23 protein-coding genes are annotated in these 22,456 nt (G+C 68.6%); 9 read left to right on the top strand and 14 right to left on the bottom strand.

Features of this window, described 5'->3' with window-relative positions:
* Window positions 1-72: 72 nt before the first annotated feature.
* A complete protein-coding gene (locus tag HUG10_RS16505) occupies window positions 73-1,236 on the top strand; it encodes an NAD(P)/FAD-dependent oxidoreductase (RefSeq protein WP_179170614.1) in 1,164 nt (387 codons plus the stop codon).
* A 64-nt stretch (window positions 1,237-1,300) separates the two neighbouring features.
* Here HUG10_RS16505 and HUG10_RS16500 read toward each other — a convergent pair whose 3' ends face one another.
* The gene (locus HUG10_RS16500) at window positions 1,301-1,465 is read right to left on the bottom strand and encodes a hypothetical protein (protein ID WP_179170613.1); all 165 of its coding nucleotides are present in this window, start codon (window positions 1,463-1,465) and stop codon (window positions 1,301-1,303) included.
* A gap of 122 nt (window positions 1,466-1,587) precedes the next feature.
* Between HUG10_RS16500 and HUG10_RS16495 the strand changes: the two genes are divergently transcribed.
* A complete protein-coding gene (locus tag HUG10_RS16495) occupies window positions 1,588-2,427 on the top strand; it encodes a VOC family protein (RefSeq protein ID WP_179170612.1) in 840 nt (279 codons plus the stop codon).
* 33 nt (window positions 2,428-2,460) lie between these two features.
* Here HUG10_RS16495 and HUG10_RS16490 read toward each other — a convergent pair whose 3' ends face one another.
* The 6 genes from HUG10_RS16490 to HUG10_RS16465 form a co-directional block, all read right to left on the bottom strand.
* Complete coding sequence (locus tag HUG10_RS16490) at window positions 2,461-3,165, bottom strand: ABC transporter ATP-binding protein (RefSeq protein WP_179170611.1); 705 nt, start codon at window positions 3,163-3,165, stop codon at window positions 2,461-2,463.
* Window positions 3,166-3,247: 82 nt separating this feature from the next.
* A complete protein-coding gene (locus HUG10_RS16485) occupies window positions 3,248-4,003 on the bottom strand; it encodes an ABC transporter ATP-binding protein (RefSeq protein WP_179170610.1) in 756 nt (251 codons plus the stop codon).
* Window positions 4,000-5,043 carry a branched-chain amino acid ABC transporter permease gene (locus HUG10_RS16480; protein WP_179170609.1) on the bottom strand — a complete coding sequence of 348 codons (1,044 nt, stop codon included), beginning with the start codon at window positions 5,041-5,043 and terminating at the stop codon, window positions 4,000-4,002. The genes HUG10_RS16485 and HUG10_RS16480 overlap by 4 nt, the downstream gene beginning before the upstream one ends.
* A gap of 102 nt (window positions 5,044-5,145) precedes the next feature.
* Window positions 5,146-6,060 (bottom strand): branched-chain amino acid ABC transporter permease, encoded by a 915-nt coding sequence (locus HUG10_RS16475; protein WP_179170608.1) that lies wholly within the window; start codon window positions 6,058-6,060, stop codon window positions 5,146-5,148.
* Between the two features lie 3 nt (window positions 6,061-6,063).
* Window positions 6,064-7,359, bottom strand: coding sequence for an ABC transporter substrate-binding protein (locus HUG10_RS16470; protein WP_179170607.1), 1,296 nt, complete (start codon window positions 7,357-7,359; stop codon window positions 6,064-6,066).
* Between the two features lie 166 nt (window positions 7,360-7,525).
* The gene (locus tag HUG10_RS16465; RefSeq protein WP_179170606.1) at window positions 7,526-8,239 is read right to left on the bottom strand and encodes a helix-turn-helix domain-containing protein; all 714 of its coding nucleotides are present in this window, start codon (window positions 8,237-8,239) and stop codon (window positions 7,526-7,528) included.
* Window positions 8,240-8,364: 125 nt separating this feature from the next.
* Here HUG10_RS16465 and HUG10_RS16460 point away from each other — a divergent pair, with 125 nt between their 5' ends.
* Window positions 8,365-9,273 carry a universal stress protein gene (locus HUG10_RS16460; RefSeq protein ID WP_179170605.1) on the top strand — a complete coding sequence of 303 codons (909 nt, stop codon included), beginning with the start codon at window positions 8,365-8,367 and terminating at the stop codon, window positions 9,271-9,273.
* 45 nt (window positions 9,274-9,318) lie between these two features.
* Here the strand turns inward: HUG10_RS16460 and HUG10_RS16455 are convergent, their stop codons facing one another.
* Window positions 9,319-10,668, bottom strand: a complete 1,350-nt coding sequence (locus HUG10_RS16455) for an outer membrane protein assembly factor BamB family protein (protein ID WP_179170604.1) — start codon at window positions 10,666-10,668, stop codon at window positions 9,319-9,321.
* Between the two features lie 140 nt (window positions 10,669-10,808).
* On the opposite strand from HUG10_RS16455, the gene HUG10_RS16450 reads away from it, so the two are divergent.
* The gene (locus HUG10_RS16450) at window positions 10,809-12,107 is read left to right on the top strand and encodes a hypothetical protein (protein ID WP_179170603.1); all 1,299 of its coding nucleotides are present in this window, start codon (window positions 10,809-10,811) and stop codon (window positions 12,105-12,107) included.
* A gap of 108 nt (window positions 12,108-12,215) precedes the next feature.
* Window positions 12,216-12,713, top strand: coding sequence for a metal-dependent hydrolase (locus HUG10_RS16445; RefSeq protein ID WP_179170602.1), 498 nt, complete (start codon window positions 12,216-12,218; stop codon window positions 12,711-12,713).
* A gap of 46 nt (window positions 12,714-12,759) precedes the next feature.
* Here HUG10_RS16445 and HUG10_RS16440 read toward each other — a convergent pair whose 3' ends face one another.
* Both HUG10_RS16440 and HUG10_RS16435 read right to left on the bottom strand, forming a co-directional pair.
* On the bottom strand, window positions 12,760-13,017 hold the full coding sequence (locus HUG10_RS16440) for a HalOD1 output domain-containing protein (protein WP_179171122.1): 258 nt from the start codon (window positions 13,015-13,017) through the stop codon (window positions 12,760-12,762).
* Window positions 13,018-13,152: 135 nt separating this feature from the next.
* Entirely contained in the window at window positions 13,153-13,626 is a 474-nt protein-coding gene (locus HUG10_RS16435) for an Lrp/AsnC family transcriptional regulator (protein ID WP_179170601.1), read from the bottom strand.
* Between the two features lie 150 nt (window positions 13,627-13,776).
* On the opposite strand from HUG10_RS16435, the gene HUG10_RS16430 reads away from it, so the two are divergent.
* The 3 genes from HUG10_RS16430 (at window position 13,777) to HUG10_RS16420 (ending at window position 16,004) form a co-directional block, all read left to right on the top strand.
* Entirely contained in the window at window positions 13,777-14,931 is a 1,155-nt protein-coding gene (locus HUG10_RS16430) for an acyl-CoA dehydrogenase family protein (RefSeq protein ID WP_179170600.1), read from the top strand.
* 161 nt (window positions 14,932-15,092) lie between these two features.
* Window positions 15,093-15,419 (top strand): hypothetical protein, encoded by a 327-nt coding sequence (locus HUG10_RS16425; protein ID WP_179170599.1) that lies wholly within the window; start codon window positions 15,093-15,095, stop codon window positions 15,417-15,419.
* A 114-nt stretch (window positions 15,420-15,533) separates the two neighbouring features.
* Entirely contained in the window at window positions 15,534-16,004 is a 471-nt protein-coding gene (locus HUG10_RS16420) for a zinc-ribbon domain-containing protein (RefSeq protein WP_179170598.1), read from the top strand.
* Between the two features lie 74 nt (window positions 16,005-16,078).
* Here the strand turns inward: HUG10_RS16420 and HUG10_RS16415 are convergent, their stop codons facing one another.
* The 4 genes from HUG10_RS16415 to HUG10_RS16400 all read right to left on the bottom strand — a co-directional run bounded on the left by HUG10_RS16415 (window position 16,079) and on the right by HUG10_RS16400 (window position 20,278).
* The gene (locus HUG10_RS16415; protein WP_179170597.1) at window positions 16,079-17,074 is read right to left on the bottom strand and encodes a CapA family protein; all 996 of its coding nucleotides are present in this window, start codon (window positions 17,072-17,074) and stop codon (window positions 16,079-16,081) included.
* Window positions 17,075-17,881: 807 nt separating this feature from the next.
* Window positions 17,882-18,652, bottom strand: a complete 771-nt coding sequence (locus HUG10_RS16410; RefSeq protein ID WP_179170596.1) for an SDR family NAD(P)-dependent oxidoreductase — start codon at window positions 18,650-18,652, stop codon at window positions 17,882-17,884.
* Between the two features lie 76 nt (window positions 18,653-18,728).
* Window positions 18,729-19,184, bottom strand: coding sequence for a universal stress protein (locus tag HUG10_RS16405; protein WP_179170595.1), 456 nt, complete (start codon window positions 19,182-19,184; stop codon window positions 18,729-18,731).
* 329 nt (window positions 19,185-19,513) lie between these two features.
* Window positions 19,514-20,278, bottom strand: coding sequence for an IclR family transcriptional regulator (locus tag HUG10_RS16400; RefSeq protein ID WP_179170594.1), 765 nt, complete (start codon window positions 20,276-20,278; stop codon window positions 19,514-19,516).
* 222 nt (window positions 20,279-20,500) lie between these two features.
* Between HUG10_RS16400 and HUG10_RS16395 the strand changes: the two genes are divergently transcribed.
* Entirely contained in the window at window positions 20,501-22,387 is a 1,887-nt protein-coding gene (locus HUG10_RS16395) for an ABC transporter substrate-binding protein (RefSeq protein WP_179170593.1), read from the top strand.
* The last annotated feature ends 69 nt before the right edge of the window (window positions 22,388-22,456 follow it).

Below are 22,456 nucleotides of genomic sequence, written 5' to 3'. Positions count from 1 at the left end.
CCGGCGGGTTAGGTGTTCCTCCGATGACCCGCTGGGGTACACTTATTCCGGTGCGAGACCGTGCGTTCGCGTATGAACGTCGTCGTCGTCGGGGGCGGGATCGTCGGGCTCTCGTCGGCGTACTACCTGGCCGACGCGGGCGCCGACGTGACGCTCTGTGAGAAGGGCGCCCTCGGAACCCGGAGCACCGCCCGCTCGGCCGGGGGGATCAGGTCGCAGTTCTCGACCGAGATCAACGTCTGCCTCTCGCTCGCTAGTCGCGAGGTCTGGGACGCCTTCGAGGAGGAGTTCGGCGTCGACATGGCGTACCGCAAGCACGGCTACCTCTTCCTCGCCCGCGACCCGGAGACGGCCGAGGCGTTCCGCGGGAACGTCGCGATGCAGAACGACCTCGGCGTCGGCAGCGAGTACATCACCCCCGAGGCGGCGCGCGAGCACTGCCCGGAACTCCGGGCGGACCGGTTCGTCGCGGCGACGTACAACGCCGCGGACGGCTACGCCGACCCGAACCTCGCCGTGCAGGGCTACGCCGCGAAGGCGCGCGACGCCGGCGTCGACGTCAGGACGAAGACCGACGTGACCGACGTGCTCGTCGACGAGGGGGCGGACGAGCGGATCATCACGGGAGTCGAGACCGAGGACGGCAGAATCGAGGCGGACTTCGTCGTCAACGCGGCCGGCGCGTGGGCGGCGCGGATCGCCGGGATGGCGGGCGTCAACCTGCCGATCCACCCGCGTCGCCGCCAAATCTCGATGGTCGACCCGAGCCTGACGCTCCCGGAGGACGTCCCCCTGACGATCGACCTCGACACGGGGTCGTACTTCCGGCCCGAGCGCGACGGCACCGCGCTCGTCGGCGGGCACTTCGCCGGGGACGACCCCGACGTCGACGCTGACGCCTACACGGAGTCGATGGACATCGACTGGGCGGCGACGGCGGTCGAGCGCGCGGCCGACTGCGCGCGGTACTTCGACGGCGACTCGCGCATCAAGAGCGGGTGGGCCGGCCTGTACGCCGTGACGCCCGACCACCACCCCATCGTCGAGGAGACGGTTCCCGGGCTGGTCACCGCGGCGGGGTTCTCGGGCCACGGGTTCCAGCACGCGCCCGCGACCGGGCGGCTGGTCGCGGAACTGTGCGTCGACGGCGAGGCGTCGCTCGTGGACGTGACTCCGCTGTCGAGCCGCCGCTTCGAGGCGGACGGCGAGGAACTCGTCGAGCGGAACGTCGCGTGAGGAGGACGGGTCGCCGCGGACGCTGTGTGTCGGAGGCGTCCGCTCCGACTTCGACCGCTCGCCCTCACAGCACCTCGTCCCACACCAGTTCCGAGAACGCGGTGTGACCGCACTTGCAGGCGTCCTTCCCGCCGAGCAGGTGGACGGTCTCGTCCTCGAGACGCCGCGCGGCGTACCCCCTGCCACAGCTCTCACACCGCATCAGCATGCGCTCAATCACGGCGATCATCCCCGGCCGCATGGCTACCTGGATCGTGTTCCCTCTCGCGGGTAGTAGACCGGTCGGCCGCCGCGCTCCCGTCAGACGCTCGATGCCGACACGCCCTTCCGAACGCCCCCCGAGACGCGGGTATGGACCTCGACATCGACCACGTCACGGTCGCCGGCCGCGATCTCGACGCGCTTATCGAGGCGTTCACCGACGCCGGGTTCCCGGCCGAGTACGGCGGGAGCCACTCGAACGGCGTCACCCACATGGCCGTCGTCGGCTTCCGTGACGGGACCTACCTCGAACTCGTCTCGACGATAGATCCGGACGCGGCGTCACCGTGGTGGCACGACCCGATTCACGGGGACGGCGGGCCGTGCGCGTGGGCCGTGCAGGTCGAGGACATCGCGACCGCGAGCGGGACGTTCCGCGAGCGCGGCGTCGCGGTCGACGGGCCACACGAGTACGAACGGGAACGGCCGGACGGAACGCTCGTCGAGTGGGAACTCTCCTTCCTGGAGGAGGGCGACCCCGGGTCAACGCTCCCGTTCCTCATCGCGGACCGGACGCCCCGGGAACGCCGCGTGACACCGACCGGCGACCTCGCCACGTCGCCGATCCGCGGCGTGGACACCGTGGTGCTCGCCGTGGCGGACCTGGAGGCGGCCGTCGACCGCGTTCGGACGGCGTTTCGTCTCGACGGTCCCGAGCGCGGTCGGCTCCACTCGCTCGACGCGGACGTCGCCTCGTTCCCCGGGACGCCGGTCGCGCTGGCCGAACCCCGCGACGAGGGCTGGCTCGCCGACAGGCTCGACCGGTTCGGACCCCGACCCGCCGCGTACCTGCTGGGGGTCGAGGGAGGTATCGAGTCGACCCTCGACGTGGAGGCGGGCGACTCGATCGCCGGGCGCGATTTCGGGTGGCTCTCGCCGACCGCCCCTGTCGGTCGCCCGTACCTCGGCGTGATCGGGGCAGATCGCTGAACGAGCGGTGAACGGCGTGGACGGGGGTTTGAATCAGCCGCCGAGGAACTGCTCGCGGACCTCCTCGTCGTCGAGCAGGTCGTCACCGGAGCCCTCGTACCGGTTCTCGCCGTTCGCCAGCACGTAGCCGCGGTCGCAGCGCCGGAGCGCCTCCTTCGCGTTCTGCTCGACCATCAGGACCGCCGTCCCTGCTTCGTTGACCGCGTCGACGCGTTCGAACATCTCGTCGACGAGGTCCGGTGCGAGGCCGGCCGACGGCTCGTCGAGGAGCAGGAGGTCCGGGTCGAGCATCAGCGCACACCCCATCGCGAGCATCTGCTGTTGCCCGCCCGAGAGCGTTCCGGCCGTCTCGTCGAGGCGTTCTTCGAGGATCGGGAACCGATCGAATACGGCCCGACGACGCTCCTCCGGCGTCCCTTCGAGGATGTACGCCCCGAGACGGAGGTTCTCCGCGACCGTCAGCGAGGGGAAGACGTTCCCCGTCTGGGGGACGTAGCTCATCCCCTGGTGGATGACGTCCTCCGGCGGGAGTCCGGTGATGTCGGTCCCGGCGAAGACGATGGACCCATCCAGCCGGTCGGCGAGGCCGAAGACGGCCTTCATCGCGGTGGACTTGCCGGCGCCGTTCGGGCCGACGATGGCGACGTACTCGCCGGAATCGACGTGGATATCGACGTCGAAGAGCACCTGCAGGTCGCCGTAGCCCGCGTCGAGCGCCGAGACGTCCAGCAGGCTCACGGGACCCACCTCCGACGGCGTGCGTTCGTCCTGCGGGCGGCACCCGGGCGGTCACGGAGACGGGGATATCGTGTGTTCATGGTCACTCTCCGAGGTAGGCGTCGATGACACGTTCGTCCGACAGTACGGCTTCCGGGTCCCCCTCCACGAGGAGCCGCCCCTGTTGGAGGACGATTAGTCGGTCAACCAGTTCGGTCAGCGTCTCGATCTCGTGTTCGATGACGACGACGGTCATCCCCCCGTCATTGAGGTCGCGGATTCGGCCGGCGATCTCGCGGGTCAGCGTCGGGTTCACTCCGGCGAACGGTTCGTCGAGCAGGAGCAGGTCCGGCTCCAGCATCAGAACCCGGGCGAGTTCCAGCAGTTTCCGTTGGCCGCCGGAGAGAGCGCTGCTGTACTCGTCCGCGAGGCGTTCGAGTTCGAACGTCTCGATCAGGTCGTCCGCGCGCTCTCGAACCCGACGCTCCTGCTCCTGCATCGCGTCGGTGCGCAGGAGTGCTGGCACGGTGCGCTCACCCTGCTGGTCCGGCGCCGCCAGACGCACGTTGTCCCGGACGGTCATCGTCTCCAACTCGCGCGTGAGCTGGAAGGTCCGAACCAACCCCGACCGGGCCAGCGTCTCGGGGGCGTCGCCGGTCACGTCCTCGCCGTCGAAGGTGACGCGGCCCGCGTCGGGCTCGACGATTCCGCTGACGCAGTTGAAGAGCGTCGACTTCCCGGCGCCGTTCGGCCCCATCACGCCGACGAGTTCCCCCCGATCGACCGAGACCGAGAGGTCCTCGAGCGCCCGGACCCCGCCGAACTCCTTGACGAGCCCGTCGGTCGCGAGCAGGCTCACGAGTCCACCCCCAACTCTCTGGCGTCGCCCCAGATGCCGGCCGGCCGGTAGCGGATGACAGCCACCAGGATCAGACCGACGACGATGAGCCGGATGGAGGCGAACGCGTCCGCCGACACCGGAGCCACGCCGAGGGCGAACCGCGAGAACAGTCGGAGGCCCATGATGATCGCGAGCCCCGCGAGCACCGCGCGGTGGTTCGACGCGCCGCCGAGCAGCATCCCGATCCAGATCGTCACCGTCACCTGGATGGTGAAGTAGCCTGGCGCGACGGCGCCGTTGTACAACGCGAACAGCCCTCCCGCGAACCCCGCGAGCGCGGCGCCGTAGACGAACGCCTGCATCTTGTACGTGAACGTGGACTTTCCGACCGACCGAGTGACCAGTTCGTCCGCACGGATGGCCCGCAACACCCGGCCGTACGGCGCCTCGGTCAGCCGGGTCACGGCTGCGAACGTGACCGCGGTGAGACCCCCGAACAACAGTAGGGTGGCCACCAGCGTCGTGTCGCTGTCGGCGGCGAGGTTCGAAACCGGCTGCGGGACGCCGATGATACCGACGTTGCCGCCGAAGACCCCCCGGAAGTTGACGAACAGCGTGTGGAAGATCTCGGCAGTCGCGAGCGTCGCGATGGCGAGGAAATCGTCGCGGAGGCGCAGCGAGGTCGCGCCGACGACGGCACCGAGCAGCGTCGCGACGAGGACGCCGGCCACCAGCGCCAGCGGCCAGGGGTAGCCGAGGCCGATCCCGGCGAACGGCTCCTGCGCCGACAGCATCGCGACGGTGTAGGCGCCGACCGCGAAGAAGACCACGTGGCCGAAGTTGACCAGCCCCGTGTGGCCGTACTGTAGGTCGAGTCCGAGCACCAGGATGCCGTAGACGACGAAGAGGATGCCGACCTCGAAGACGACGTAGAACCCGCCCGGCACCGACGCCACCAGCGGCGTCAGCGCGAACAACGCGGCCAGGAGGATACAGACGACGCCGACCAGCATCGCCCGCTCGGCGTCGCCGCCCGGGAGCCGATCGAGGGGGCTCACGAGCAGACACCTCCACACGTGTGTTCCGAGCACGCCGCGAGTGCGGGGAGACTCACGCCAACCACCTCGACCGCGAGCGTGCGAAGAGTGAACCGGCCGGGGTCACGCCTCGCGCACCTCCTGTCCCGCGATGCCGCTCGGTTTGACGAGCAGCACCACCACGAGGATGAGGAACGCGATGGCCGTGGAGATGCCGGTCATGCCCGTGGGGAGGAACGCGGTCGAGAGTGCGAGCACGAGCCCGATGATGTACGAGCCGGCGATGGCGCCGTAGGGGCTCCCGGCGCCGCCGAGGATGGCGGCCGCCAGGATCTGGAGGATGTAGCTGAACCCGGTCCCCGCGCTGACGTTCGTCTGCATCCCGATGAGGACGCCCGCCAGCGCGGCGAGCACCCCGGCAAGCACCCAGACGCTGTCCCGGATCGTCTGGGTATCGATACCACGGACCCGCGCCAGGTCCTCGTCGTCGCCCATCGCGCGCATCGCGATGCCGACGTCGGTCCGCGTCAACAGCGCGTGCAGCGCCAGGAAGACGGCCACCGCGCTCCCGACCACCACGAGCTGCTCGGTGGTGACGAACAGATCGCCGAGGAGGTCGACCGGGCCGACGGGAAGGTCCGGGAGCCCCTCGAACCGGAAGGTGGTGGTGTCGGTGTCGAAGTAGCGGGCACTCCGCCCCCCGGCCAACCTGATCCCGTTGCGCAGCGCCAGGCCGAGGCCGATGGAGGTCAACAGCATCGGAACCGGGCCGGTGTGGTTGATGGGCGTGAAGAACGCCCGGGCGAGGACGAGGCTCGCGAGGCCGCCGGCAGCCATGGCCACGAGCGCGGCGACCGGAAGCGGCAGGGGGAGCGCTCCCGCCACGAGGACGCCGACGAACGCCCCGACGGTGAGGTACTCGCCGTAGGCGAAGTTGATCATGTTCACGATGCCGTAGATCAGCGTGAAGCCGATCGCGGCGATGGCGATGTACGAGCCAGTCACCAGGCCGAAGACGAGGTTCTGTGCGAGGCCCATCGATCAGTACTCGTCCTGGGGGACGAGGGCACGCACGTCCTCAGCCGGGATGACCTCCTCCTGGGAGAACTCCCCGCCGCTCGCGACGTTGATCGCGACGGGACCGAACACGTTGCCGAAGTCGGTGAAGTTCACCGGCGTGGCGGCGCCCGTGTAGTTGATCTCGTCCCCGTCGGCCAGGGCCTCCTTCCCCTCCTCGAACGTGGCGACCTCGGTCCCGCCATCGCGACTGACCGGCCCGAGGTTGCGCTCGATGGCCTCGGGGGTCGCCTCGCCGGCCCGCTCGATCGCCAGCGCGGTCACGTTGATGGCGTCCCACGCCGGCGGCGTCCAGCCGTTGAGTTCGGCGTCGCCGCCATCCTCGTAGGCGTCGAGGAACGTGTCGTAGTTCGGACCCGATTGTCCGGGGCTGGCCGCCCAGGCGCCGTCGAGGTCGCTCCCGACCTGTTCCGCGAGGTCGTTCTGGGCGAGCGGGTCCGAGAGGATGGGCTGGCGACCGTAGCCGCCGTCGGCCCAGTCGCTCAACAGGGTGGTGGCGTCCTCGAGGGGGATGCTCACGGCGAACGCACTGAACTCGGCCTGGAACAGGCGGTCGAGCGCGGACTGGTAGTTCGACTCGCCCAGAGCGACCTCGACCCGCTCGGCCACGGTGCCGTCGCCCTCCTCGTAGGCGCTGATGAAGCCGTCGGCCCAGCTCCGCGCCCCCTCGGAGTTGCCGTTGATGACGCCGAGGGTGTCGTGACCCTGGTCGAGCGCGCGCCTCGCGCCGCCGCCGGTGTGGACCGTATCGCCGATGACGGTCCGCCAGATCCACTCGTCGTCGTCGATGTTCCCCGGCGTCCCCCGGTCGCCCCCGCGGGTGTCCAGGAAGCCCGACCCCGGCCAGGGCGTCACGACCGGGACGGCCTGTTCCTGTAGGAAGTCGAACAACGGGTTGATCTCGCTCGAGAACAGCCCCAGCAGCGCTACCGCGTCGTCGTTGTCGACCAACTGGGTGACCACCGTCCGGGCCTCCTCCGGGTTGACCGCGGTGTCCCGTCGGACCACTTCGACCTCCCTGTCGAGCGGACCGCCGGCGTCGTTGATGCGTTGGCGTGCGACGTCCGTCGCCTGCGAGACGCCGGGCTGGAGGAAGTCCCAGTCCCCGGTCTGGGCCGCGGGCTGACCGAAGACGATCGTATCGCCCGACCCGCCGTCCCCTCCGAGGCCGATACAACCCGCCGTGGCGGTGAGTCCCCCGGCACCGGCGACCTTGAGAAACGTCCTGCGATCAGCAGTGTTCGTGCCATTCGGTATCATGACACTCGACAGTCTCCCGGAGAACAGGAAATACCCCTAGCCGACCATGGTCGGGTGTAACCGTGGGCGACCCGACACGTGTCCCCGGATCGGACGTTCAGCGGGTTCGAGCGACGCCTGGTTCGCCCCGTCTCGTTCCGGGTCGGTACCCTGCGGCGAGTCGGGGTTACGGGTCCAGAATCTTCGTCTCCGCCGTCCGCAGGTGTTCGAGCAGCGTCGTCTTCGAGATGTCCAGTTCGTCCGCCAGCTCGCGGGTCGAGACCTCGCGTGGCCACTCGTAGTACCCACGGTCGCGCGCGAGTTCGAAGACCTCCCGCTGGCTCGAGGTCAACGTGTCGAGTCGGCGGGCGCGGGGCGACTCCCGACCGACCGACCCGATGCTCGCGATCTCGATTTCGGCACCGGTCTTCTCGCGGACCGCGTCGATCTGTGAGTCGATCTCGCCGCGCTCGCCGGCGTAGCGAACGTCCCAGTACTCCCGCCCATCCTCGATCCTGCAGGGCGCGCTGTGGACGAACCCGTGTTCGAGCAGCAGGGGACAGATCATGTCGTTCGGGTCGTACTCGAGGAAGAACTCCCGGGAGACGGTGCCGGGCACGACGCGCTGCCTCCGGGTGTCGAAGCTCGTGTGGAGTTCGTTGAGCGTCTCCGTGAGCGCCGACGAGTCGACCTCCCCGAGGAGCGCCTCCACCTCCGCTTCGGTGTCGCCGTACGCGGTGAACAGCCCGTTGACCGTCGCAGTCCCCATCACCGGCGTGTCGTAGACCGCGTGTGCCAGGATCCCGCCGGGCCGCCCCTCGGTCGCCTGGATCGCCCAGCAGTTGGGATGCCACAGGTCGAGCGTCAGCCGGGTCCCGGCCTCGGTGATGCCTCCGCTCATACCCGTCGGTACGAACTGGGGCGGCATGATGGTACGGGTTCACACGGCGAGGCCGATCGCGGACGCGCCGGCCGGCGGCACCCCCATTTACCGTCGTTCGGGCCGATAGCTACGGACGGAACCCCATGACCCGAAACGTCTTCGTCGGCTTCAACGACACGCCCCGTTCGGAGCGCGCGCTCCGGTTCGCGTGCTCCACGTTCCCGGACGACGAGATCGCCGTCCTCTTCGTGATCGACTCCCACACCGACCCGACCGCGGCCACGGGGTGGGGGAACACGACGGACGAGTTCGAGGAGTGGATCGACTCCCGGACCGAGTACGCGGAGGACGTGTTCGCCCGGGCGTCGGGGATCGCGGGCGAGTACGGCGTCTCGACCGAACCCCGACTCGGGTTCGGCCGCGTCAACCGGGCGATCGTCGACTACCACGACCAGTACGACCCCGACTTCGTCGTCGTCGGTCGCCACGGGCGGTCCCGTATCGATGCGGTGCTCGCCGGGGACATCTACGAGCGACTGGTCAGGTCCTCGGACGTGCCGGCGGTGAGCGTCCGCGAGTCGTGGGTCGAGCGACCGGCGGAGGGGCCGCGACGGGTGCTCGTGCCGTTCGACGGCTCGCCGAGCGCCGAGATCGGGCTCGAGTGGGCCTGCGACACGTTCCCCGACCTCGACGTCGTCGCGATGCACGTCGACTCCCACAAGCGCGGAAGCGCGATCCGGAAGTGGACCGACGACGAGGCAGACCGCTCGGCCTGGGTGGGCGAACAGCGCGAGCGGAGCGAGGAGATCCTGGACCGGGCGCGCGGGATCGCGGAACGGAGGGGCGTCCAGCTGGAGACCCTCACCGGCTTCGGTCCCGTCGACGAGGTCGTCTCGGACTACACGACGACCGAGCGCGTCGACCTGATCGTCCTCGGCGTCCGGGAGTCGAGCGGGCTGCGGTCGTACCTGACCGAGTCGCTACTCGATGCACTCATCCAGCGAGCGAACGCCCCCGTCGTGGAGATTCGGGCGGGAGGCCCCGACGAGTAGCCGACTTGCGCGACGGACCCCGCCACCGTCACCGGCCCGAACCCGTCACTCGTCGGGAACCAGGCAGTACGCGTGTCCGGGCGTCTCGGCAACCGGCTCGTCGTTCCCGTCCCGCTCGCCAGAGAAGACGGCGCGTTCGGCGTAGAAGATGCGCCCGTCGTGGGGGACCGCCTCGCTCGTGACGTGGCCGTTGTTCCGGACGCGCCAGCGGACCGTCCCCGTTCCCTTGTCGAGCGCGTAGAGGTGCGCGTCGTACGAGCCGACCAGGACCGACTCGGCGGTGACCGTCAGCGAGCCGATGACGTGGCCGCCTACGTTCCGCGCCCACAGTTCCTCGCCGGTGTCGGCGTCCAGTGCGTGCACGCGGTGGTCGTCGCCCCCGACGTAGACGACCCCCGCGTCGGGGTCGATCCCCGGGTTCGACATGACCACCTCGCCGGTCTCGAACCGCCACCGCTCGGCGCCGTCCTCCAGGTCGAGCCGGTAGACGTTGCCGTCCCAGGAGCCGACGAACGCGCTCCCGTCGTACAGCGGGGTCGTCCCCTTGACGTGGCCGTCAGTCTGGAACTCCCAGGCGAACTCCATCGAGGGGAACTCCCAGCAGTAGACGACGCCGTCGTTCGACCCGGTGACCAGGCGCTCGGAGACCGGGTCGATCGCCGTCGACGGGTGGGGCATGCCGAGGAGCCTGTCGTCGCACCACATCGGTCGGCCCGTCTCCGCGTCGATGGCCCACATCGTCCCCGCGTCCGGGGTGCTGTACTCCGCGACCACGTAGACGACGCCGTCCCAGTAGGCGGGGCTCGACCCGATCGCGATCGACCCGTCCAGCGCCCACCGCCTCGTCCGCCAGACCGTCTCGCCTGTCTCGACGTCGAACGCGTAGAGGTCACCGTCGTAGCCGCCGATGAATGCGATGCCGTCGACGATCGTCGGCGTGCCGTGGATGCCCATCCGCGTCGCCCCGGTCTCGGCCGTCCAGCGCTGTTCGCCCGTCGGCGTCACCGCGTGGACGCGACCGGTGTCGGACGGGATCAGGACGGTCCCGCCGTCGGGCGTTGGGCGGGGGCTCGCCTTGGCCGCCGTATGGTCGTCGTAGTTGACGGGGCGCTGCCAGTCGACCGTCACGGCGTCGGGGACGACCGCGTCGGGGTAGTAGCCGAGCCGACGGAGGCCGCGACGGAACATCGTGACCCCGTCGCCGGGGTACGTCTCGTCGTACGGGAGGACCTCGGGGTCGAAGTCCGCCTGGGGCCGGTCGTACCCGGTCGGACGGCTCAGGAGGGAGGTACAGCCGGCGAGCCCGACGGTCGCCCCGACGCCGGCCCGCCGGAGGAGCCGTCGCCTGCTCGTCCACGGGGAGTCGGGCTGTCGGCCGTCACGGGGGGACACCATGGTAGACGAGCGGAGTTCGAACCGGGGTTACATATGTGTCCCCGTCGGCACGGCGGCAGCGGTCGGACGACGGCTGGAGCCGCACCACCACGTCCGTCCCGCCCGCAAGACATGACTACTGCGACCCGCTAGGGGGGACAATGAGCCGCCAGGACGTCCCGACGTTCGTTCGCGGGTATGCGCGGACGTGGGTTCACGCGCTCGCGGCGGCGGCGATGACCGCGCTGGGCACGCTCACGTTCGTCCACCGCGGGTTCGCGGCGCTGGCCATCGCGGCGTACCTCCTCCCGCCGATCGTCCTCTACCTCACCGGGAACGGGGCACCGGAGGCGGAGGCGCCGGCCGATGGACCTGTCCGGACAGAGTCGTCGGCGGGGGTCGCCGGCGGCGAGGCAAGTACGGAGGGCGGTCACGGGGAACGGACGGACGCGGGTATGACGGCTGAGCCCGCCGGCGCGGACCTCGACCGGGCGGATGTCGAAGTCGACGGCAGGAAGGACGATGTTGGCGGCGAGGGTGACGAGGGCGGCGGTGATGACGAAGACGGCGGCGGGGATACCGGAGCCGGGACGCCCGACGACTGGTCCGCCGTCGACGTCCCCACCGAAGCGACGCTCCACGACGTCGCGCTCGCCGATGGGCGCGCCGTCGCGGTCGGCGCCGGTGGCGTCGTCGTCGCAGGCGACGACGAGTGGGACGTGCTCCTCGAGAGCGGGCCGGGCGCGGACGCGAACACGCTCCGGGGCGCGTCGGAGACGGGGGACGGCGGTGCGGTCTGGTTCGCGGGCGACGGCGGCGCGCTCGGTCGCCTCGACGTCGGATCCGGTCGCCACGTCGACCACTCCGCGCCGGACGGCGTGACCGACACCTGGACGGACGTCGCCGTCGCGGGGGAGGCCGGCGAGGAGACGGTCCTCCTCGTGAACGGCTCCGGCGAGGCGCTCCGCGGCAGGTACCGCGACGGCGACGTCGTCTGGGAGGACCCCATAACGCCCGGGAGCGGGTCGAGCCTGAGCGGGGCGACGCTCGCCACTCCCGAAGCCGGCCACCTCTGCGACACGAACGACGGCGTGTTCGAGACGACGGACGGGCGCTCCTTCCGGACGGTCGGCGTCGACGCCGACGGGACGCTCACGGACGTCGCGACGGCGGGCGAGGGCGACTGTCTCGTCAGCGCCGACGACGGCGTCCTCCACCGGTACGACGGGTCGAACTGGACGCCGCTCGACCTCGCCGACGGGCCGCTGCACGCCGTCTCACGTGCCGGTGGAGCGGCCATCGCCTGCGGGGACGACGCGCTCCACGGCCGATCGGATTCGGACGGCGACTGGACGCGGACGTTCCCACCCGCGGCGGGCGACCTCCGGAGCGTCGCCATCGGCCAGTCGCGCGCGGTCGCGGTCGGTGAGCGGGGGACCGTCGTCGCGCGGGACCGATAGCGGACGAACCGCCGTGTCGAGGGCAGTTGCCACCCCGTTCGTCTGACGCGCGTCGGACGACGAGCCGGAAGAGTCCTATCACCGGTTGCCCGAGAGGGGACCGACTCGATGAACAAGCGAGGCCACATCGTCAACGCGGTCCTGCTCGGCGCCGGGATCGGCTACCTGCTCGAGCCGTCCGGGTCGATCGCGACCCTCCGGAGCGTGTTCGTGGTCGGGATCCCGATCGTCCTCGGCGCGCTGTTTCCCGACATCGACACGGAGTTCGGCACCCACCGGAAGACGTTCCACAACGTCTGGGTGCTGGCCATCTTCGTCGCCTTCCCCTACTACACGGGGAACCTCCAGTACGTCTGGCTGGGCATCGCGACCCACTACGCGCTCGACCTGTTGGGCAACGTCAAGGGGATGGCCGTGCTGTACCCCTACCCCGAGATGTACGACATCCCCGTCGGCGTCCCCGTCACGAGCAAGTGGGCCGACGTCGTCACGCTGCTCGTCACGGCGTTCGAACTGGCGGTCGTCGCCGGTCTCGTCCACGTCGGCCGTGCCGAGCTCCTCCGGAACCCGACGCTCACGACCGTCGTCGACTCGCTGCCGGTGTAACCGAGGTCCAGCCGTCGCCGAACTATCTCCCCTCGGAGCGGCGAAATCAGTCGTCGGTGGGACTCACAGCGGCCGATCGCTCGTCGGCCAGCGAGACCGTCCGATCCCCGGTGACGACCACCGTGTGGCCGCAGAATTCGAACGTGATCTTCCCGACCGGTCGGGGACCGTTGCACGTCGGCGCGAACAGGGCGTCCAGCGCGTCAGGGTCGATCACCTCGTAGAGCGAGACGTTCAGCTCCCGCGGATCGACGTTCTCGGCCTTCGCAACTCGTTCCACTACAGCGTTACTTACCTTCCCCATCGTCGAAGCACTCACACTGTGAGAAGCCGCCCATCACGGATAAACCTACTCTATAATTTACATTTGCAAGCGTGGCGCATTACTCCCGTCCGATTTCCGGGAACGAACGGGTGAAGCGGAAATCGTCCGAGTCGGTCAGTTCCCGTCGACGACGTCGCTGCCGAAGTGGTCCACGGGTTGGTCGAGTTCGCGCTTGAGCATATCGACGCTGGCGATTTCGAGGCCGAGTTCGCCGAGTTCGGTGAGCGCCGCCTCGACGTCGCTGCGCGCCGTTCCGACGAGTTCGACGGTGAGGTTCCGGCGGTGGGTCAACAGTTCCCGAACGTTCACGACGCCGCGAACCTCGAGCGCCTCGTCGGCGAGGCGTTCGCGGTCGCCGAACGGTACCGTCGCGACGACGAGCAGGTGATGATCGAGCCCCATCCGTTCGTAGTCGACCGTCGGCAGGTACCCCGTGATGACGTTCTCGTTCTCGAGGTTGTTGATCCGGTTCCCGACCGTGGTCGAGGAGACGCCGAGCGCCTCGCCGATCCCCGCCGTGGTGCTGTTGCGCGCGTCTCGCTGGAGCAGGTACAGGATCCCGCGGTCGACTTGATCGAGACCAGCCATGGGGGGGTGCTAGCAATAGACCCTCCTGCACAATGAAACGTACCCTTAGTCGTCGTGTCGTCGCCGACATCGGACAGGTCTCGAACGAGGGACCGAACGCACCCCACACGGCCGGCAAGGCCTTTCATTGTCCGACGAGAGATTGCCGATATGGACTTCCGGCTCACCGACGATCAGCGGGCGTTGCGTGAGGACGTCCGGGCGTTCACCCGGGAGGAGATCCGCCCGGCGGCGATCGAACTCGACTGGAACGGGGAGTACCCCGACGAGATCCTCGAGGAACTCGGGGAACGTCGCCTGACCGGACTCACCATCCCCGAGGAGTACGGCGGTCGCGGGGAGGGGCTGGTCGAACTCGCGCTCGTGACCGAGGAGCTCGCGGCCGGGCTCATGTCGGTCGCCAGCGCGACGGCGCTCCACCTGGGCGTCGCCGCCGTCGTCGAGCGGTTCGGCACCGACGCGCAGAGGGAGACGTTCCTGCCGGGGATGGCGACGTTCGACCGGGTCGGCGCGCTCGGGCTCAGCGAGGCGAACGCCGGGAGCGACAAGCTCGCGATGGAGACGACCGCCGAGCGCGACGGCGACGAGTGGGTCCTGAACGGCCACAAGGAGTGGGTGACGAACTTCCTCGACGCCGACGTCGTCCTCACCTACGCGAAGACCGGTCCCGACGGGGACGCCCCCAACAACGTGAGCGCGTTCCTCGTCCCGACCGACGCGTTCGAGGTGGAGGAGGAGTGGCAGACGCTCGGCGCCTGGAGCGTGAAGTCGCCCCGGGTCCGCCTCGACGACGTGCGAGTCCCTGCGGACCGACTCGTCGGCGAGGAGGGCGAGGCGTACGTCCAGCGCGGGGAGGTCAAGACCGGCGTGAACGTCCCCGCACGCGGGGTCGGCATCGCGCGGGCGGCGCTCGAGGACACGGTCGCGTACACGAGCGAACGCGAGCAGTTCGACCAGCCGGTCGGCGACTTCCAGGGCGTCCGCTGGCGGGTCGCGGAGATGGCGGAGCGGGTCGACGCAGCCCGGCTGTTGACCCTCCGCGCGGCCGCACGAGCCGATCGCGGGGCGGACGTCGGCCGGGAGCTGAGCATGGCGAAGATCCGCGCGACGGAGTCGGCCGTCGAGAACGCGAACGACGCGCTCCAGCTCCACGGCGGGAAGGGGTACACGAACGAACACCACGTGGAGCGCTACCTCCGCGACGCGCGGCTGCTCACCATCGCCGGCGGCCCGAACGAACTCCACCGGAACACGCTGGCCGACGCGGTGTTCGACGCGCGTTCGGAATCGGCGTCGACGGAGTGACGGGCGGCGGAAGGAGGTCGTCAGAGTAACCCGAGCGGGCGGAGACGAACCCAGTCGCCGCGTCCATCGCCCACGGCCGATTCCGCCGAACCCGTCGAATTCCCCCATCTTGCGGGCGTTAAGTGGTCTGTAATAACGTGAGTTCCGTCCGAACGGGGAACGTGTCCCAATCCGAGAACCAACCGAACGCGGAGACGACTCAGCGGAACCAGTCGGCCGAACATACCGCCGGTGAGCCGGCCGCCGGCGAGCCGACTCCCGGTGGAGAGACGGCGGAGCGGTTCGCGGCGTCCTCGTTCCGGATCGGCCTGGCGTTCCTCGGAATCGTCCTCCTCCTGTTCGCGCTCGGACAGGCGGTCGGCGTGGACCTGCTCGGGATGGTTGGGGACGCCCTCGCGACGGAGGTCGGGCGCTGGCTCGTCGTCGCGTTCTTCGCGCTCGTCCTGATCGCGGTCGCGCTGCGGGGCTTCGGCAGGAGGCGCAAGTAACCCCGAGTCGGCACCACCGGAGCCTCCCCCGCCGACGGGGGAGCGGGACGGCGGGTCGATCAGAACATCGAATCGACCGACATCTTTAGCCGCAGCCGGGAACGATAGCGGTGTATGTCCGCCGATTCCGCCGACGAGCCCTCCGCGGAGGGTCGCGGTCCCGACGAGGCGTACTGCCGCAGCTGCGGGGTCCTCATAGACGCCGACGCCCGATACTGCCCGACGTGCGGCGCCCCGCAGGACGGCCCCTCCCCGTCGTCCGCGACCTCATCGCTCGACACGGCGCTGGACGACCTCCTCGAGGGCGGCAACCCGTTCGTCGCGGCCGTCCTCTCGGCGGTGTTCCCCGGCCTCGGACAGCTCTACAACCGCGAACTCGAGAAGGGACTCCTCGTCATCGCCGCCAGCATCCTCGCGGTGCTGTCCGCCGTGATCCTCGTCGGGTTCGTCCTCTACCCGGCCGTCTGGCTCTTCGCCATCTACGACGCGTACACCGTCGCCGAGCGGCAGTCCGCGACCGGCGGCCGGGACGCGATGAGAGGTGTGGACGCCGCCTCCGACACGAAACCCCCGCGGGACGACTGAGTTCACGCCGTACATCTCTGCCAGCCTCGACGGGGTCGTCGCCGACGCTCCCGTCCGCGTCGGCCGCCCGTGCCTCAACTGTCGAGGTCGAGCACGAGCTGTTCGCCGTCGCGCTCGAACGAGGTCCCGAACTCCGTGGACAGTTCGCGCATTCGCTCGCGACTCCACTCGGCCGCCTCGGCGCCCGCGCGGTGGACCGAGTAATCGTCGATCTCCGTCGGCAGCAGGCGGAGTTCGACGGAATCGCCATCGTCCGTCACCGACACCTCGAACAGGAAACTCCGGTCGTTCCGCAGCCGATCGTCGACGGCGTAGTCGTCGACGAAGTCGCCCGTGTCGTAGAGGATCGGTCGCCCCTCGTACACCTCGATCCCCTGGAAGACGTGCGCGCTGTGGCCGTGAACCAGGTCGACCCCCTCGTCGACGAGCCACCGGCCGAACTCGCGGAACGAATCGGGGGGCGTCTCGACCATGTTCGGCCCCCAGTGGAGCGAGGCGATCAGCAGGTCGGGGTCCCGTTCGCGCGCGCGTTCGAGGGCCCCGGAGACGGCCCTGCGCGTCCCCTCGTCGTCGACGTCGATCTCGACGTACGCCGTCCCTGGCGACGCCCCCGATGCGGCGTACTCGGGCGTGTTGTCGGTGAGGGAGACGAACCCGACGTCGAGGCCGCTCGCCGTCACCGACGCCGGTTCGAACGCCTCCTCGCGCGTCCGACCCGCGCCGGCGCGAGCGATACCGCCGCCGTCGAGGTGGTCCAGCGTGTCGCGAAGCGCCTCCTCCTCGAAGTCGAGGACGTGGTTGTTGGCCAGTGCACAGCAGTCGACGCCGGCGCGTTCGAGGGCCGGGACTGCCCAGTCTGGGTGCGCGCGGAAGTGAAACGTTCGCCGCGTCCGCCGCCACGGTCGTCCCCGGCTCGACAGGCAGCACTCGAGGTTGACGAAGAGCCCGTCGAGGCCCTCGAGGTACTCCAGGAGATCGCCCCACACCGCAGTCACGGGCCGGCGGCGCTGGTGCTCGTCGACGAGGCGGCCGAGCATCACGTCGCCCGTCAGCCCGATCTGGTAGGGCATCGTCATCCGGTTGGCGCTCCAGTTCCAAAAAGAGGGCTCGCGACGACGGACAGGAGGTCCGAACTCGGCCGCGACCTCGCTCCCGTATCGAGGCGGCAGGACAAGCATACCATGTAGACAGAAAAGGCATCTCGATTAATATTATCTAAATTAGATATGTATGCCAGTTTGGTGAATCGTCTACTCCCTCCATCGCCGTTTGCCGCAAATCAGTCCGGGCCTTGCCCCCGTCGACGGTACCCGTGATGGCGATAGAGCGGGGAACGCATCCGGTCCTGACCAGGTGCGTTCTGTCGTCGCGGGCTCTACCTGCTCGACCGTCGGCCGAGATCGCTCCACACCGAGAGGGCACTACGGCGCTGGGATGGTCAGTTCTAACGTGCTGGACGGTTGGCCGACCCTTTCTCGACCGATGACGATCCGTGAAAGGCTGCGAGAAAGGGACACCCGCGCGGTACGTTCCTCTGACCGACGCCATCCGACGGTTCGGCCGGAGACACTCCGTCGTCCGGATAGTCGTCGGGCGAACCGCCACAGTACCGTCTTGACGCTCCCGAGGCCGTCGCGAGAGGGTTTGCGCGCGTGCGACTGTGGGTGACGATACTCACACGTCCCTCGACGACATATCGGAGTAAGTGAAATATGATAAATAATCTGGTAGTTTTCAAGAATGGTTCAAGATTTGTTATATCAACCCCCGATTTCGATTCCCCCTGGGACGTCGTGTGCATCACGGACGTTCGCCATCATCTCGACGATAGCCGAATTCCGCTCCCTGCGAAAACTGGTCGTCGGCCGTTGGTCGCCCTACAGCGAACTGACGTCGTAGCCGCCGTCCACCGTCACCACCTGCGCAGTGGTGAACGAGGCCGCGTCGCTCGCGAGGTAGATGACCGTCCCGGCGATCTCCTCCGGGGTCGCGACGCGCTCCATCGGCGTTCGCTCGTCGACGGTCTCGCGGAACGACGACCCGTCGTCGAGTTTCGGGCCGGCCATCGGCGTCTTGACGAAGCCGGGGGCGACGGCGTTGACGCGGACGTCCGGGGCGAGGTCGGCGGCGGCGGCACGGGTGAGCCCGTCGACGCCGCTCTTCGCGGCGCAGTAGGCCGCCCTGGCCTCGCGGGCCTGGCCCGCCGACATCGAGGAGACGTTGACGATGCTCCCCTCGGTCATCGTCCGGCCGAAGATCTGGCACGCCCGGAACACGCCGGTGAGACACACGTCGATGTCCCGGGCCCACTCCTCCTCGGACATCTCGGTGATGGGGCTCTGTGCGACCGTTCCCGCGGAGTTGACGAGCACGTCGACCGATCCGAGCGTCTCCTCGGCGACGTCCCGGAGCCGTTCGATCGACTCGCGGTCGCGGACGTCACAGGTGACCTCGGCCGTCGTCGCGCCACGGTCTCGCAGCTCCGTCGCGACGTCCTCGACCGCCTCCCGGGTGCGACTGGTCGCGACGACGTCGGCACCCTCGTCGGCGAACGCGAGGGCGATCGCGCGACCGATTCCGGTCGTCCCCCCGATGACGACGGCGGATCGGTCCTCGACACTCACGGCTGGTTCGGAGTCACTGGCCATGGACACCGCGTGGGTCCGTCCGAGAGGCCTTATCTTTACCTGAAAACGCGATGGATGATCGGGATCGACCGCCGGTTCAGCTCGTCGCCAGCGTGACGTAGCCGTCGAAGTTCAGGGCGATCCGCTGGGCGATGTCGCCGAACAGCGCCTTGCCCGTCGGCGACCGACGACGGCCGAGGACGAAGACGTGGTCGCAGTCACGCTCGGACGCCAGGTCGAGCACGGCGTCCGCGCGTTCGTCGTCGTCGGTCGCCCTCGCGACCACGTCGACGTCGACGCCGGCGGGAAGCAGGTCCGCGGCGAACTCGCGGACATCGTTCGCCGCCGCGTCGAGCGCGGTGTCGCTGTCGTAGCTGACGTTCTCGACCGAGCCGATCGTCTCCAGCGTCTCCGCGTTCGACTCGAACTCCTCCCTGGTCATCGTCGTGAACAGGACCAGTTCGGCGTCGGCGCCGACTGCGTGCTCGGCAGCCTCCCGGATCAGCCCCCTGTGCGCGTCCGTCTTGTCGACTACCACTAGGCCTCGTTGCATATGTAGAGACGCCCATACGCGCGAGACTTAAATTCTCCGGGTCGACCGGGAGCGTGCCCGAGAATCCGTCTCTCGTCGGCGAGCGATGTGCTCTCTCCTCGACGGTGATGACCCCCGTCCGCTAGTAACCATCGGTGGTGCGGAGTGTCCATTGATGCCGGCTGAGGGACAGGACGGACGTCGTGGCGATGGAAGTGTCCAGCTATCTTGGACAGATGACGTGGATGGCAAGTCTCGTCGCTGGAACGGTCCGTTCAGCGTCGTGACTCTCACAGCCGTACGCTTGTAATGCCATCGTCGCCCGGTGAACAGGGCAGCCCGACGTACCGTCAGTAGTGTTTGAGGCGGAGTTCGATCACGTTCGCCTTGTCGTACAGGGGGTCGAGGATGCGCTCCTCGATGAGCGAGTCCGAGAACCTGGCTTTGGGCCCCGACAGGGAGATCGCCCCGATGATGCCCTGCTCGGAGAGCACCGGAACGGAGACGGCGCGGATGTTCTCCCAGTGCTCCTCGTCCTCGAGCGCGTATCCCTGCTCACGGATGCGTTCGAGCTCGTCGTAGAGCGCCTCCGGTTCGGTGAGCGTGTGTTCCGTCGCACGGGGAAGCCCGTGCTCGTCGACGATCGCCTCGACCCGCTCCCGGGGCATGTGCGCGAGCAGCGCCTTCCCCAGTGACGTCCAGTGCATCTCGGTGAACTCACCGGTGTGGGAGTTGTCGTAGACCGCGTCGCCGCCCTCCGACTTGTAGAGTAGCACGCGCTTGCCGCCCTCCTCGACCCCGATGCTCGCGACCTCCCCCGTCTCCTCGGCGAGGCTGTTGATCTCCCCCTTGGCGACCTGGTAGATCTCGAACTCGCGACGGACGACCGTGCCGTGGCTGAGGAAGTGGAGGCTAAGCCGATACGTCCCGTCGTCCTTGTACAGGTACCCCGCTTCGGCCATCGTCTTCAGGTGGATGTGGGCCGTGCTCTTGGGGAGGTCGAGCGCGTCCGCGAGCCCCGTCACCGTCGTCGGTCCCGTCTCCTTGATGTGTCTAACTATCTTGAACGCCTTCCGAACCCCCTGGAGCGTCTGTCCCTCGGACCCGTCTTCCATGGGTATTCGAGGGGAACCATCGTATAAACCGGTTGGGTAATCGGACCGGTTTCCAACCATCCTGGACAGAACGGGAGCGAAAAGCGGTGATGAGTGACCCGCTCCGTGGAGGCCCGCGCCGCCCGATGGGAGCCAGAATGCCCCCGTACGGGTTCGACAGCAAAGAGCACCAACATAAATTATATATGGTGTGTGTGCACATGCCCAGTAGAAGGTTCACACATGGTCAACGACGACTACACGCCGTCGGACCGGAACGGGCACGCCAGTAACCGCCTCAGCCGCAGACGGATGATGCAGGGGGCCGGTGCGGCGACCGCCGTCTTCCTCGCCGGCTGTTCCGGCGGCGACGACGAGGACGTCACGCCCGTCAACGGCAACGGCGGGAACGGCGGCGGAAATGGGGGGAACGGCGGAAACGGCGGGAACAGGGAGTTCCACACGTTCCTGCCGGGCGCGATGGAGTCCCAGTCGCAGATCCAGAACCCGTGGGGGGCGAACCTCCACGCGCTCGCGTGGTCCATCCACCCGCAACTCGCGCGATGGTCGACGTCCGCCGAGTTCAACAAGGAGACCAGCAACACGTACGACCAGTTCGTCCCGCTGGGCCTGGAGTCGCTCGACATCGACCAGGGGAACGGGACCATCACGATGGGCCTGTACGACGACTGGCAGTGGACGTCCGGGGACGAGGTAACGGCCGACGACCTGACGCTGCGGCTCAAGATCCAGAAGGAACTCGGGAAGATCGACTCGGTCATGTGGTCGAACGTCGACGCGATCACCGCCGAGGGCGACAAGACCGTCGTCATGGAGCTGGGGGAGCTGAACACCGACTACGCGGCGAAACAGATGTTCACCCAGGATTACCAGCTCTCCCCGCCGCGCGAGATCGACGGCGAGGAGACCGTGTTCGTCGACTACCTCGAGCGTCTGCAGGACGCGACCACGACCGACGCGATCACGAAGATCGACCAGGAGCTCACCGACGACCACCAGTGGCCGATCGACGAGACGGTCACGTGCGGGCCGTGGAAGATCAGCGACTCGACCGAGACGGTCGCGGTGCTCGAGCCCCACGACGGATTCCACTCCCCGCCGGAGTTCTCGGGGCGCATCGAGAACTTCGACGCCGCGGGCGGGCGCTCGCAGCCCATCTCGGCGGCCCTCTCGGGCAACATCGAGGCCGGGCCGCTCCCCCAGCCCGAGCACATCGAGCGGATCCAGAAGGAGGAGAACATGGAGATCGTGATCCGCGCGGGGACCGCCGTGCAGGGGCTCGCGTTCAACTGGAACACGGACGCCGACGGCGTCCCCGACGTGTACGCCGAGCCCAAGTTCCGGCAGGCGATCGCGTACGTCCTCAACAACGAGGAGATCTCGCGTGCCCACCCGACCCGCACGACCGCGCTCGAGCGGGCCGACGGGGTCTTCTTCAAGACCGAGGAGGCCCTGCCGAACATCCACGACACGCTCCGGACGTACGGGACCGACCACGAGAAGGCCACACAGTTGCTCGAGGAGGTCGGCTTCTCCAAGGAGGACGGCACCTGGTACTACCAGGGCGAGGAGTTCGTCATCGACCACATCTCGCCGAACTACCACCACTGGCCGACGACGGGTCAGGCGACGATGAACCAGCTCGAGCAGTTCGGCTTCAGCACGAACTTCTCGGTCAACGAGCAGTTCGGCTCGATCCTCTGGGGTCGTTCGGACGACACCTGGAACTCCCTACGCACGCACACCAACGCGCAGTCGCCGGTGTCGTACCTGGGAACGATGTTCGACGGCGACAGCATGGTCTACTTCCCCGAGACGATCGAGGTCCCGATGCCGGTCGGTAACTGGGAGGGCGACCTGCAGGAGATCAACGTCCGCGAGGAGGTCGACGGCCTCGCGAAGCTCACCGGCGAGGAGTACACCACGCAGATCGAACTGCTCGCGTGGGTGTACAACTACGCGCTGCCCTCGATCCCCACCAACGTCGAGAACTGGGGGATGATGTACTGGACCGACGAGTGGAACTGGCCGGCCAAGGACGACCCGCTATGGGGCATCAACTACACCAACCGGACGTTCATGTCCATCCCCGCGATGAGCCCGAAGTGACCGGTCGATAATCCGAGACGTCGATCTCGAAACCGGCCCGGACCGTCCGGATTCCGTCACGTCGTCGTA

Origin of the sequence: Halorarum halophilum (genome assembly GCF_013401515.1) — an archaeon.
Classification (GTDB): domain Archaea; phylum Halobacteriota; class Halobacteria; order Halobacteriales; family Haloferacaceae; genus Halorarum; species Halorarum halophilum.
Note: the sequence above shows the minus strand (reverse complement) of the source record. Positions and strands in the feature narration are given on the sequence as shown.